General features: G+C 66.1%; 10 protein-coding genes. 7 read left to right on the forward strand and 3 right to left on the reverse strand.

The features are described from left to right. Positions 1-86 precede the first annotated feature (86 nt). Positions 87-944 (forward strand): helix-turn-helix domain-containing protein, encoded by an 858-nt coding sequence (locus tag V3C40_RS22240; protein WP_331778548.1) that lies wholly within the window; start codon positions 87-89, stop codon positions 942-944. Positions 945-1,086: 142 nt separating this feature from the next. Here the strand turns inward: V3C40_RS22240 and ilvB are convergent, their stop codons facing one another. Beyond that, complete coding sequence (ilvB, locus tag V3C40_RS22245; protein WP_331778549.1) at positions 1,087-2,838, reverse strand: biosynthetic-type acetolactate synthase large subunit; 1,752 nt, start codon at positions 2,836-2,838, stop codon at positions 1,087-1,089. Positions 2,839-2,937: 99 nt separating this feature from the next. Between ilvB and V3C40_RS22250 the strand changes: the two genes are divergently transcribed. Together V3C40_RS22250 and V3C40_RS22255 are read left to right on the forward strand one after the other, a co-directional pair. After that, a complete protein-coding gene (locus tag V3C40_RS22250; RefSeq protein ID WP_034784295.1) occupies positions 2,938-3,399 on the forward strand; it encodes an Lrp/AsnC family transcriptional regulator in 462 nt (153 codons plus the stop codon). A 94-nt stretch (positions 3,400-3,493) separates the two neighbouring features. After that, positions 3,494-5,992 carry a TonB-dependent receptor gene (locus tag V3C40_RS22255; RefSeq protein ID WP_331778550.1) on the forward strand — a complete coding sequence of 833 codons (2,499 nt, stop codon included), beginning with the start codon at positions 3,494-3,496 and terminating at the stop codon, positions 5,990-5,992. On the opposite strand, the gene V3C40_RS22260 is transcribed toward V3C40_RS22255, so the two are convergent. Both V3C40_RS22260 and V3C40_RS22265 read right to left on the reverse strand, forming a co-directional pair. After that, positions 5,989-6,636 (reverse strand): response regulator transcription factor, encoded by a 648-nt coding sequence (locus tag V3C40_RS22260; protein WP_331778551.1) that lies wholly within the window; start codon positions 6,634-6,636, stop codon positions 5,989-5,991. The genes V3C40_RS22255 and V3C40_RS22260 overlap by 4 nt on opposite strands. A gap of 8 nt (positions 6,637-6,644) precedes the next feature. Beyond that, on the reverse strand, positions 6,645-7,556 hold the full coding sequence (locus V3C40_RS22265) for a histidine kinase (RefSeq protein WP_331778552.1): 912 nt from the start codon (positions 7,554-7,556) through the stop codon (positions 6,645-6,647). 427 nt (positions 7,557-7,983) lie between these two features. Between V3C40_RS22265 and V3C40_RS22270 the strand changes: the two genes are divergently transcribed. The 4 genes from V3C40_RS22270 (at position 7,984) to V3C40_RS22285 (ending at position 13,399) form a co-directional block, all read left to right on the forward strand. Continuing rightward, the gene (locus tag V3C40_RS22270; RefSeq protein WP_331778553.1) at positions 7,984-8,799 is read left to right on the forward strand and encodes an NF038120 family PEP-CTERM protein; all 816 of its coding nucleotides are present in this window, start codon (positions 7,984-7,986) and stop codon (positions 8,797-8,799) included. Position 8,800: 1 nt separating this feature from the next. After that, positions 8,801-11,965, forward strand: coding sequence for a S8 family serine peptidase (locus V3C40_RS22275; protein WP_219329758.1), 3,165 nt, complete (start codon positions 8,801-8,803; stop codon positions 11,963-11,965). Positions 11,966-12,086: 121 nt separating this feature from the next. Further along, a complete protein-coding gene (locus V3C40_RS22280) occupies positions 12,087-12,740 on the forward strand; it encodes an AIM24 family protein (protein WP_080698634.1) in 654 nt (217 codons plus the stop codon). Between the two features lie 17 nt (positions 12,741-12,757). Continuing rightward, positions 12,758-13,399, forward strand: a complete 642-nt coding sequence (locus V3C40_RS22285; RefSeq protein ID WP_070305480.1) for an AIM24 family protein — start codon at positions 12,758-12,760, stop codon at positions 13,397-13,399. Positions 13,400-13,401 lie beyond the last annotated feature (2 nt).

Here is a 13,401-nt window from a genome sequence, read left to right on the forward strand (position 1 = left end):
GGCTAGACTCTAGCGCGCTTGCGGGCACGCGTCTTGAACGAATACGACATCGCGCGCGGCCAAAAATTGCCGGTACAATCGTCGCCATGCCTGCCGCCCCCATGCCCCTGACCCGCTTGATCGCGCCGCGTACCGAACTCGCTTCCTGCGTGCGCGCCTTCCTCGTGCGCGACACCACGCATTGCGCGCCGCTGCCGCCCGCGCAGCGCCTGAACCGCTTTCCCGCCACGCCCATGTGCTGCCTGCTGTGGACGGTCGCGGGCGACGTCGAGGCGGCCGCGCCCGGTCCCGACCTGCTGCACGTGCGCATGCCGCCCGCCCTGTTCAGCGGGCCGCGCGGCTATCCGCTGGTCAGCTACAACCCCGGCCCCGTGCACTCGTTCATGGTGATGCTGTATCCGGCCGCCCTGCACGCGCTGACGGGCATCGACATGGCGGCCCTGTTCGACCAGGTACTCCCGCTGGAACCGCTGTTCGACGCCGACTGGCTGGCCTTGTCCGACGCCGTGCTGGCCGCACCCGACGATGCAGCGCGCATCGCGCTGGTGGAAGCATTCCTCGCGCCGCGCTGGGCGTTGGCGCGCAAGAGCGGCGACCATCCCACCGGCGCCATCCAGGACTGGGTGCGCCGCCTGGGCGTACAGGCGGCCTCGACTGGCCTGGCCAGCGGCGCGCGCAATATCGAGCGCCGCATCAAGGCCTGGGCCGGCCAGCCCATGCGCACCCTGCGCCGCATGCGCCGCGCGGAACAGTCGTTTCTCGACGCACGCGAGGCCATGCTGCAAGGCAATGCTTCATGGACCGATATCGCCGCCGAGGGCGGCTACGCCGACCAGGCCCACCTGTGCCGCGAAGTGCGCGCCATCACCGGCCTGAGTCCCACCGAACTGGCGCGCGCCAGCCGCGAAGATGAAAGTTACTGGATCTACAGGATTTGGGCGTAATCCGGCCGGTGGTGATGTCGGATTACGCGGCGTACCGCCGCTAATCCGACCTACCCGTGGTGGCGAGTAGGTCGGATTAGCGTGGCAACGCCACGCGTAATCCGACAACATCGTTGGCGTGGCCGGTGGTGGTCATGCCGACCTACCGCTCGCTGTACACCTTGCCCTTGGACAGGGTCACTTCATGGTGCCCCGCGCCGGGCGCCATCATGGGGAAACAATTTTCTGCGCCATGCACGCGCACGTCGAGGAAATACGGGCCTTCGGATGCCAGGCAGGCCGCCAGCGCCGCGTCGAGGTCTTCGCGCCGGCTGACCGTATGCGCCTGCCAGCCGAACGCCCGCGCCAGGGCGACGAAATCGGGCAGCGCTTCCGTATAGCTGTGGCTGTAGCGTCCGCCATGGATGAGTTCCTGCCACTGGCGCACCATGCCCATGTAGCCATTGTTCGACAGCACGACCTTGACGGGCAGGCGGTGCTGCACGGCCGTGGCCAGTTCCTGGATATTCATCAAAATCGACGCGTCGCCGCTGACGCACACGATGCATTTTCCCGGATGGGCGATCTGCGCGCCGATGGCGGCCGGCAATCCATAGCCCATGGTGCCGGCGCCGCCCGAGGTCAGCCAGCGGCGCGGCTGCTCGAAGCGCAAATGCTGCGCCGCCCACATCTGGTGCTGGCCCACGTCGGTGGACACGATGGCGTCCTGTCCGTCCAGGGCCGCCTGCAGCCGGCGCATCAGCGCCTGCGGCGCGATCACGTCCGGCGTGTCGTCGAAGGCCAAACTATCCTGCGCGCGCCAGCCGTCGATGCGCTGCCACCACGGCTGGCGGTCCGCCAGCAAGCGGCCGCGCAGCTGCGCCAGCAATGCCGCCAGCACGGGCGCGCAATCGCCGCGCAGGGCCACGTCGGCGCGCACCACCTTGCCGATCGACGCCGGGTCGATATCAACGTGGATGATTTTCGCGCCGGGGCAGAAGGCGTCCAGCCTGCCCGTGACCCGGTCGTCGAAGCGGGCGCCCACGCAGACGATCAGGTCCGCATGGTGCATGGCCAGGTTCGCTTCCAGGGTGCCGTGCATGCCCAGCATGCCGAGGAAGGCCGGATGCGAGGCGGGAAAGGCGCCCAGGCCCAGCAGGGTCAGGGTGCAGGGCGCGGCCGCCAGTTTCACCAGCTGCTGGAAAGCGGCGCAGGCATCGAGCCCGGAATTGATGAGGCCCCCGCCACCATAGAACACGGGCTGGCGCGCGGAGGCGATCAGGATGGCGGCCTGCTCGATATCGGCCGCCTCGGGCAAGGGGGCGGCGACGTTGGCGACGGATGGCGGCGGCGTGTTGGCCGCGACCTGCGCCAATTGCATATCCTTGGGAAAATCGATCAGCACGGGGCCGGGCCGGCCCTGCGTGGCCTGGATAAATGCTTCGTGCACGACGGCGGCCGTCTCGTCGGCCGCGCGGATTTGCCGGTTCCACTTGGTGACGGGGCGCGAGATGCCCAGCGCGTCGCATTCCTGGAAGGCGTTCGTGCCGATGCTGGTGGTGGCTACCTGGCCGCTGATGCAGATGACGGGAATCGAATCGCACAGGGCGTCAAGCAAGCCCGTGGTGGTATTGCTCATGCCGGGGCCGGAGGTGACGAAGACGACGCCAGGCCGCCCCGTGCTGCGGGCATAACCCTCGGCCGCGTGCACGGCCGCCTGTTCGTGGCGCACCAGCACGTGGCGCAAGCGCGGTTGCGCGTGCAGCGCATCGTACAGGGGCAGCACGGCGCCGCCCGGGTAGCCGAAGACGGTGTCGACGCCCAGGGCCAGCAGGGTGTCGATCAGGGTGCTGGCGCCATTGCGCGGCGCAAGATCGTGGGCGGGAGCGAGGAGGGGAGCGGGATCGGGTTTCATGTGTCTATTTTCTGCTTGCCCTGGCAGAAAAGGTTGCTGGTTTTCTCGTATAAAATGCATACTTCAACAAAATTTGCTGCAAAATATGGAAGAAACAGAATGAAGCTCGACAAATTCGACCTCGCTATCCTGACGGCCCTGCAGCAGGACGCCCGTATCAGCCTGCACGAGCTGAGCGCCAAGGTGGGCCTGACTTCGTCGCCGTGCTGGGCGCGCATCAAGCGCATGGAGGACGACGGCGTCATCGAAGGCTACACGGTGAACGTCAACGCGGCCAAGGTAGGGCTGGCCGACACCGTCATCGTGCAAGTCACCCTGGACGACCATTCCGACCAGGCCCTGTTCGAATTCGGCCACGCGCTGGCCATGATCCCGGAAGTGCTCGAAGCGTTCCTCGTCTCCGGCGACTACGACTACTACCTGCGCATCGCGGTCAGCGACACGCGCGACTATGAACGGCTGCTGCGCGAGCGTTTATACAAAATTCCCGGCATCCGCCACAGCAAATCGAGTTTTGTGCTGCGCCAGCTCAAGCAGAGCTATCTGCCCTTGCAGCGATAGCCTGCCCGCACGGCGGGAGTTTTTCCCTAGTTCATCGATGGTGGCTGTCCGATAATGGACAGACATAAAAACCATGATAAAAACGGGGACCCGCATGAAACTGACTTTATTGGCTGCCGCTGCCATGGCGCTGTGCCAGGCGCAGGCTGCCGAGCCTGTTGCCGCCAGCATGGCCGCGAACCTGGCCGCCTCGGGCGACTTGCCCACCGTCATCATCACGGGCAGCATGCCGCTGCCCACCGTGGAGCAGCCGCGTGATACCTTGGCCGCGCCCGTGCAGACGGCCAGCGCACAGCAGATCGCCGCCAGCGGCGCGCTCGATATTTCCGCCTTCCTGCGCCGCAACCTGGGCAGCGTTTACGTGAACGAAGTGCAGAACAACCCGTTCCAGCCCGACGTCAGCTACCGCGGCTATACGGCCTCGCCGCTGCTGGGCACGCCGCAGGGACTGTCCGTGTATCTCGATGGCATGCGCCTGAACCAGCCGTTCGGCGACGTCGTCAGCTGGGACTTGATCCCGCGCCTGGCGATCGCTTCGCTGACCCTGATGCCCGGCTCGAATCCCCTGTTCGGCCTGAACACCCTGGGTGGCGCGCTGGCCCTGCAGACCAAGGATGGCCGCAGCAATCCCGGCACCGCCGTCGAGGCGCGCCTGGGTTCCGATCAACGGCGCGCCGTGGAAGTTGAACATGGCGGCAGCAATGCGCAGGGCTGGCACTGGTACGTGACGGGCAACCGCTTCAAGGAAGTGGGCTGGCGTGACGATTCGCCATCCGACGTGCGCCAGGTGTTTGGCAAGCTGGGCTGGGGCGATGCGCGCACCGATATCGCCGTCACCGTGGCCCACGCGGACAATGCGTTGACGGGCAACGGCTTGCAGGAACAGCGCATGCTGGCGCGCGACTACCGCAGCGTCTACACCAAGCCAGACTTGACGGAAAACAGGTCGACCTTGCTGAACCTGACGGGTAAGCACCAGGCCGGCGCCGCCTTGCTATGGTCCGGCAATGTGTACTACCGCAAGATCGACACGCACACCTTCAATGGCGACCTCAACGACGAGTCGCTCGACCAGTCCGTCTACCAGCCCGGCGCGGCCGAGCGCGCGGCCCTGGCGGCGGCCGGCTACACGGGCTTTCCCGTCAGCGGGGCAAATGTGACCAATACGCCGTTTCCGAAGTGGCGCTGCATAGCCAACGTGCTGCTGAATGACGAGCCGGCCGAAAAATGCAATGGCATGATCAACCGCAGCCATACCGAGCAGGAAAACTATGGTTTTTCCGGCCAGTTCACCGCGCTGGCCGACGTGGCCAGCATGCGCCATGCCGTCACGGCTGGCGCCGCCTATGATACGAGCCACGCCACCTTCCGCCAGACGAGCCAGTTCGGCTACCTGAACCCGGACCGCGGCATCACGCCCGTCGACTTCTTTGCCGACGGTACGCAAATCGACGACGATGGCACGCCTGTCGATAACCGTGTCGACTTGAGCGGACGCATGCGCACGTGGAGCGTGTATGCGAGCGACAGCATCGCGTTCAATCAAGACCAGACATTGACCGTCTCCGGCCGCTACAACCGCAGCACGGTGCGCAACCGCGACGCCATCACGCCCGGCGGCGGCAGCGGCTCGCTCGATGGCGACCACCGTTTCAGCCGCTTCAATCCCGCCATCGGCCTGGCCTATGCGCCAGTCAAGGGCGTGAGCGCCTACCTCGGCTACAACGAAGGCAGCCGCACGCCGACGGCCATCGAGCTTGGCTGCGCCGACCCGGACAACCCTTGCCGCCTGCCCAACGCCATGGCTGGCGACCCGCCCTTGAAACAGGTGGTGACGAAGACGTGGGAAGCGGGCGTGCGCGGCCAGTGGGACGAGGTGGCGCGCTGGAGCGCTGGCGTGTTCCGCGCGGAAAACCACGACGATATCCTGTTTGTGGCCGACAACCAGGCCGGTTTCGGCTACTTCAAGAATTTCGGCAAGACGCGCCACCAGGGCATGGAGCTGGCGCTCGACGGCAAGGCGGGCGCGCTGGACTTCGGCGTCAACTACACGTGGCTGCAGGCGACGTATCAAAGCCGGGAAACCGTCAACGGCAGCGCCAACAGCAGCAGCGACGCGGACGCGCCTGGCCTCGAAGGCAATATCGTCATCACGCCGGGCAACCGGATTCCCCTCACGCCCAGCCATATCCTGAAGGCGCACGTGGAGGTTCAGGGCGGACGCGACTGGACGGTGGGCCTGGCCATGATGGCCGTGTCGAGCTCCTATGCGCGCGGTAATGAAAACAATGCGCACCAGGCGGGCGGGCCAGCGTACCTGGGCGCGGGCAAGAGCGGCGGCTACGCCGTGGTCGAGCTCAATGGCAAATACCAGCTGACACGGCAACTGAGCGTGTTCGCCCAGGTCAACAACCTGTTCGACCGGCACTATGCGACGGCGGCCCAGCTGGGCGCGACGGGTTTCGACGCCAACGGCAACTTTGCCGCCCGGCCACTGCCGGCCGTGAACGGCGAATATCCGATGGTCAACGCGACCTTCTACGCGGCCGGCGCCCCGCGCAGCGTGAATGTGGGCTTGCGCTACGTGTTTTAAGGGTGGATCTGTTCAATGACGCCATTGCGCAGGGCAAGATGGACGAGCGCGGCGGGGCCGGGTACGTCGAGCTTTTCCCTGATGCAGGTCTGGTGGTTGGCCACCGTCTTGCTGCTCAGGTGCAGCAGGCGGGCGCAGTCTGCGGCGCTGCGGCCTTCGGCCAGCAGGCGGAAGATTTCGAATTCGCGCTGGCTCAGGCTGCTCAAGCGCTGCGCTTCCATGCTGGCGGTGTCTTGCAGCACGCCGGGTACGCTGTGCGGATCGAGGTAGCGCCGGCCCGCATGGGCGGCACGCACGGCGTCGACCAGGTGTTCCGGGTCGGCCTGCTTGCTGACGAAGCCGCAGGCGCCGCCCTCAAAAGCGCGGGCGATCAGCTGCGGCGTGTCGTGCATGCTGAACACGAGCACGCGGGCACCGGCATCGCGGGCGATCAGCTTGCGCAGCAATTCCAGGCCGCCGATACCGGGCATGGACAAATCCGTCACGCAGACGTCGGGCGCGTGCTCCTGGTACAAGCCATACGCCGTTTCGCCATTGCCCGCCTCGGCCACGACGGCGATGTCGCCGCCCTGTTCCAGCAGGCGCCGGTAACCGGTGCGCACCACCGGGTGGTCGTCGACCAGCATCACGCGGATCGGGGTCATGGCCGCGTTCATGCCGCACCTGCCGCCAGCGGCATCGCCACTTCGATGCGCAAGCCGTTGCCCAGCGCGCTGATCCAGCGGATATGGCCGCGCAGGCCGGCCACTCTTTCGCGCATGCCCAGCATGCCGAAGCCATCTGTCGGCGTTTTGTCTGGATGCAAACCCTGGCCATTGTCTTCGATAGCCAGGTGCAGCAAGCCGTGCGCATCGGCGCGCAATTCCACCGTGGCCCGGTTGGCGCCCGCGTGGCGCGCCACGTTCGTCAAGCCTTCCTGCACCAGGCGGTAGATGGCGGTGGCGGTGCAGTCGTCGAGGTTGGCGGGGATGGCGTGCGGTGCGAAATGGCAGGCGATGCCGTGCTGCTGGGACCAGCTGTCGCACAGCGCCTGCAGGGCCGGCGCCAATCCCAGGCTGTCGAGCACGGGCGGGCGCAGCCGGCGCAGCATGGTGCGCACCATCGCATGCAGCGCTTCCGACGAGCGCGCGATGCTGGCGGCGCACGCCTGCACGTTCGCCTGGTCGCCATCGCGCGCGCGCAGGATGTAGCTGGCGGCCGCGCGGATGGCTGTGCAGTCTTGTCCCACTTCATCGTGCAGCTCGCGCGCCAGCGCGCAGCGTTCCTCCTCCTGCGCGCGCAGCAGGCGCTGCGTGAGGGTGCGGTTTTGTGCCAGCAGCAGCGCCACCTGGCGTCCGCGCCGCACGGCAAAGCCGGCCAGGGCCAGCGCCAGCAACAGCAGGCTCAGGGCCAGTTCATCGAGTTGCCAGTGTTCGTGGCGCCACAGCGCGTACGTCAGCCGTTCGGCCAGATCCAGCCTGGCGGCCAGCAGGAAAAAAGCCAGCGCCAGCGCGCAGCACACGAGGAGGCGCCGGGCCGGCCGCGTGCCTGCGCTGCCGTTGCCGGCAAATTGATGGTGTTCCATGATGCTGCTCCCTGAGCGCGGTCGATTCCCTTGTTGTGCAAGCTTCATGCCATCGCGCAGGGGCTGTGGCCGGGCGCTTCGCGGCGAGAGACAAGTGTTCCAGGATGGAACAGGTGTACCGCGATGTGACGGGGATGACGGCGCGGCAGGCGCGGTTTTCGAGCTTATCTGAAGTCGGGCCGGCGCGCTGGCGCGCACGTCTGCGGTGCGAGGCATTGTTGTTCCGATGTAACGTTGAGATTGCTCAAGCTTTCATAGATAAAACAAAACAAAGTATCGCAGAGTTAGATAAAAAATAAATAAATGATATTAAAAATATGATATTTGTTTTGTGTGGTTTGCTATATTTGTTGACACTTTTGTGAAAAAGCTGAAAGCGGGCGCGAGACCTGCCGACCTATCTATCCACAACAACCAAGGGAATAGAATGAATCGTCCATCACATGCGCGGGTATCGCCCGCCACCGCCGATCGGCCCGCTACCCGCGGCCGCGCCACCATCCTGGCCGCGCTGGCCACCTTGTCCGTGCTGGCCTCGGCGCCGGCCATGGCCGGTGTCCTGACCTTCGATAATTTGCCCCCCGACGTGTATGAAAGCGGCCAGACGCTCAATACGTCGAGCTACAACCTGCTGTTCCTGGCCGACCCGACCACGGCGGCCGGCGGCGGCGTCAGCGGCGTGGGCGCCATCCTCGATGGCCGCGTGGGCTCGTCGTGCGATATCGCCGCCTGCCCGCAGGGCGCCACCGGCAACTACCTGGCCATCCTCAACGATGGCGGCGTGAATTTCGCGCGTGCCGACCACCAGGCGTTCAGCCTGGCCGGTTTCGACTATTCCTTCATCGGGCCCGTTTCCGGCTTGCCCAACATGCAGTGGGGCCAGCTGCAACTGAGCGGCACCCTCAGCAACGGCCAGGTGGTCAGCACGTCGCTGGCGTTTCCGGGCCAGGGCAGCGATGGCAATTACCATTTCCAGAGCGCATCCCTGCTGGGCGGCTTCAGCAACTATTCCTTCACGGGCCTGACCTTCAACGCCTGCATTTTCAATGACACTGGCGCGTGCAGCAATTCCATCGATTTCCCCGCCTTTAACCAGGGCCAGTTTGCGCTCGACAATATCAACATCAGCGCCGTGCCGGAACCGTCGACCTACATGCTGCTGCTGGCCGGCCTGGGCGCCATCGGCATGCTGTCGCGCCGCCGCAGCGGCAAGTTCGCAGCGTTCACCGTGCAAGGAGCGTGAGATGAAATTACGTCCCGTCTCTCTCGGTATCCTCCTGCTGGCCGCCAGCCTGGCGCAAGCGGCGCAGGCGCAGGAACGCCGCTCCTACATCGTGCAGCTGGTCGACAAGCCGGCCGCCACCTACACGGGCCAGGTCGACGGCCTGGCCGCCACCAAGCCGGCCCCGGGTGCGCGCATCAACGTGGGCGCCGCCGATGTGCAGGCCTACCTGAGCTACCTCGACAGCAAGCAGGCCGCCGTGGCCGGCACCGTCAGCGCGGCGGAAATCACGCACCAGTACAGCGTCGTCTTCAACGGCTTTTCCGCCTTGCTGACGGACGATGAAGTGCGGGCCCTGAAGAAAAACAGCGGCGTGGCCAGCATCAGCGCCGACTCCATTCTGCAGCTCGACACCAGCTACACGCCCACCTTCCTGGGCCTGGACAAGCCGGGCGGCCTGTGGGAACAACTGGGCGGCAAGACACACGCGGGCGAAGACATCATCATCGGCATCGTCGACAGCGGCATCTGGCCCGAGAACACGGCCTTTGCCGACCGCCTCGACGAGAACGGCGTGCCCAGCCACAGCGGCAGCAACGTCGTGTACGGCGCGCCACCGGCCAGCTGGCAGGGTACCTGTCAGACGGGCGAAGGTTTTAGCGCCGAGAATTGCAACAACAAGCTGATCGGCGCGCGCTACTACCGCGCTTCCACGTCGGCGCTGCACTGGACGGAATTCCTGTCGCCGCGTGATTCCGTCGCCGGCCTGACGGGACACGGCGGCCATGGCACGCATACGGCGTCCACGGCCGGCGGCAACAATGGTGCCCTAGCCACCTCGAACGGCGTGTCGCTGGGCAAGGCCTCGGGCATGGCGCCGCGTGCCCGCATCGCCGCCTATAAAGTCTGCTGGACGGCCGCATCGACGGGCCGCAACGGTTGCGCCACGGCCGACAGCGTGGCCGCCATCGACCAGGCCGTCAAGGATGGCGTCAACGTCATCAACTTCTCCATCGGCCCGAACGCGGGCGGCGGCGCCTTCGACGAGCCGACGGAAGTCGCCTTCCTCGGCGCGGCGGCGGCCGGCGTGTTTGTCGCCACGTCGGGCGGCAATTCCGGCCCATCCACGCCAGCGCCCGACGTGCCGGCGCCCGTCTCGCACATCAGCCCGTGGCTGGCGACGGTGGCCAATTCCACGCACAACCGCCTGTATGCGGGCAATGTCATCCTCAGCAATGGCACCAGGCTGGAAGGCGCGTCGAGCAATGCGAAGACGCCGGCGCTGCCGCTGATCCGCTCGCGCGATGCTGGCCTGGCCGGCGTGCTGCCGACGGACCTCAATTTGCTGCGCTGCTTCGGCGGGGCCGATGCCACGTCCGCTTATCTGGACCCGGCGAAAGTGGCGGGCAAGATACTCGTGTGCGACCGTGGTGGCAACGTGCTGGTCAACAAGAGCGCGAATGCCAGGACGGCGGGCGCGGCGGGTGTGGTCATCGCCAACGTGGCCGGCGGCGCCAACACCATCATCAACCAGGCGCACACGCTGTCGACCGTGCACCTGGCGCAGGCGCAGGGCGACGCGCTGAAGGCTTTCATGGCGTCCAATCCGGACGGCACGGCGGCATTGGGCGAGATCCATACGATCGCCGACACGACGGTGCAGGCGCCGATCGTCAGCGACCGTTCCTCGCGCGGACCGAACGTGGCCAACGCGAACATCCTGAAACCGGACATGTCGGCGCCCGGCACCAACATCCTCGCCGGCGTGACGGCCGACCTGACGCCGGCGCAGCGCGATGCCGTGGCCGCTGGCGGCGCGGCGCCCGTGGCGGAATGGGATTTCTATTCCGGCACCTCGATGGCCAGCCCGCACGTGGCCGGCGTGGCGGCGCTGCTCAAGCAGCAGCATCCGGGCTGGTCGCCCGCGGCCATCAAGTCGGCACTGATGACGACGGCCTTCAGCACGTATCCCGATGGCTTGAACGGTTCCGTGTCGTGGGATGCCACGGCGAAGAACTCGGGCCAGCTGCCATGGGGCCAGGGCGCCGGCCACATCGCACCGAACAGCGCTGCCGATCCCGGCCTCGTGTACGACGTGTCGGAAATCGACTATGCGCGCTTCCTGTGCGGCCTGAACCTGAAGGTCTACAGTCCCGCCACCTGCCAGGCCGTCGGCACCATTCCTGCCTACAACCTGAACCTGGCGTCGCTGACGGCGGCCAACGTGCTGGGTACGCAAGTGCTGACGCGCACGGTGACCAACGTGGGCGCCAGCAGCGCCGTCTATAACGTCTCGGCCAGCCTGCCCGGCTACACGGTGGCGGTGACGCCAACGAGTCTGAGCCTGGCGCCGGGCGCCAAGGGCCAGTACCAGGTCAAGCTGACGCGCACCACGGCGCCGGCCAATACCTGGACCTACGGCGCCCTGAGCTGGACGGATGGCACGCACACGGTGCGCAGCCCGCTGACGGCGCGCGGCACGTCGCTGGCCGCCATTCCGCTGGTCAGCAGCGAGGCGGCCACGGGCAGCAAGGTGCTGACCCTGGGCACGGGCTTCACGGGCGCGCTGGTGGGCGTCAAGTCGGGTCTCGTCGAAGCCGTGCGCCAGACGCGCACGATCGGCCAGGCGGTGACGGGCGCCGCCGCATCGGCTGCCTGCAAGGCGGGCGGCGCGACGGGCGTGAACGTGCACAACGTGGTGGTCCCGGCCGGCACCCTGGCGGCGCGCTTTGCCACCTACGATACGGAAACGACGGGCGGCGCGAATACCGACCTGGACATGGAGGTCTACAACGCCGCCAATGTGCTGGTCGGCAGCAGCGGCAATGAAAGTTCCAATGAGCAGGTGGAACTGCGCCTGCCCGCCGCCGGCACCTACAAGGTGTGCGTGATCGGTTTTGCGCCGCAAAACGGCCAGGCCGACTACACCTTGTCGTCGTGGGTGCTGGCGCCGGGCTTGAACAACGGCAGCTTCAAGGCGCTGATGCCGGGCACGGCCTTCATGGGCGGCACCGCGTCTGTCTCGCTGAGCTGGTCCAACCTGGCCGAAGGCAAGCGCCACCTGGGCGCCGTCGGCTACCAGGTCGCTGGCGTGGTGCAGGGCGTGACGGTGGTCGAGGTCAATACCAATGATCCCGTGCCGCTGTTCCAGAACGCGCGCGGCGCCAAGCCGGTGCTGGCCGAGTAAACCGTTGCAGATGTCAGCGCAAGGCGTGCCTCCGGGCACGCCTTTTTTTTAACGCAGACCCCTGTTCGGGAGGAATAGCACTTGCATGGCGGTAACGCCCCCGGTATCTTGTCGGATAGCCATGGCTTTGTGGCCTGGCATTCTTGGGGAGTCGCGCGTGACCAGTTTCCGCACCAATACCGACCGCCTGCTGGAAGTGCGCCTGCAGGATGAAAAAGTGCTGGCGATTGCCGGCGCGATGGTCGCCTATACGGGCGCCATCAAATTTGAAAAGTCCCTGCTCGGCGGCGAGGGCCTCTTCGGCGCGCTCAAGCGCAAGGTGACGAACGAAGGCATGCAGGTGATGCAGGCCTCTGGCACCGGCACGGTGTTTTTCGCGCAGAATGCGGCCGAGATCACCGTCATGGCGCTGGCCGGCGAAAAGTTGACCATCGAAAGCAGCAGCCTGCTGGCCTACGACACGAGCCTGAAGACGGGCACCAGCTTTGCGGGCTTGCGCGGCGCCAGCTCGGGCCAGGGCCTGTTTTCCACCACCGTCGAAGGCAACGGCAACCTGGCCGTCATTTCGCGCGGCAACCTGATCATGCTGGAAGTGACGCCCACGCATCCGCTGCGCGTGGACCCGGACGCCTTCGTCGGCTTCAAGGGCGACATCCGCCAGGAATTCGTTTTCGACGTCAACTGGCGCACGATGATCGGCCAGAGCTCGGGCGAATCGTACCAGCACAAATTCACAGGCCAGGGCGTGGTGTTCATCCAGCCCGCCGAACGTTAAGTTAGCGAGGACCCGCGATGCCTGTCTATCAGCAGATCAATGAAAAGATGCTCGAGGTCAAACTCGGCAATGAAGAAGTGTTCGCGCGCAAGGGCGCCATGGTGTCGTACCAGGGCGACGTGGCGTTCAGCCGCTCCTTCCTGGCTGGCCAGGGCGTGCAAAGCCTGGCCATGCGCGCCGTCACGAACGAAGGCTACGCCATGATGTCGGCGCGTGGCACGGGCAGCGTGTTTTACGCGCAAGGCGGCCTGTTCGTCACCATCGTCCCCGTGCGCGGCGAAACGTTTTACGTGGAAAGCGATTCCCTGCTGGCCTTCGATGCGCGCTTGACGGCCGGTACCATGTTCCTCGGCAACCAGGGCGGCGTGCAGGGCGTGGTGCGCGGCATGGCTACGGGCCAGGGCTTGTTTACCACCACCTTGCAAGGCACGGGCGACGTGGCGATTTTGTCGGATGGTAATGCCATCGGCTTGCCCGTCACGCCGGACGTGCCCGTCTTTGTCGATCCGCAAGCGTATATCGGCCACACGGGGCAGCTGAGCTCGACCATCGTCACGGACTTGAACTGGAAAACCTTCGTCGGCCAGGCGTCCGGCGAATCGTACCAGGTGAAGTTCACGGGCCAGGGCACGGTCTACATCCAAGCGAGCGAAAGGTAAGC

Source organism: Janthinobacterium sp. LS2A, assembly GCF_036543145.1.
Lineage (GTDB): Bacteria > Pseudomonadota > Gammaproteobacteria > Burkholderiales > Burkholderiaceae_D > Janthinobacterium > Janthinobacterium aestuarii.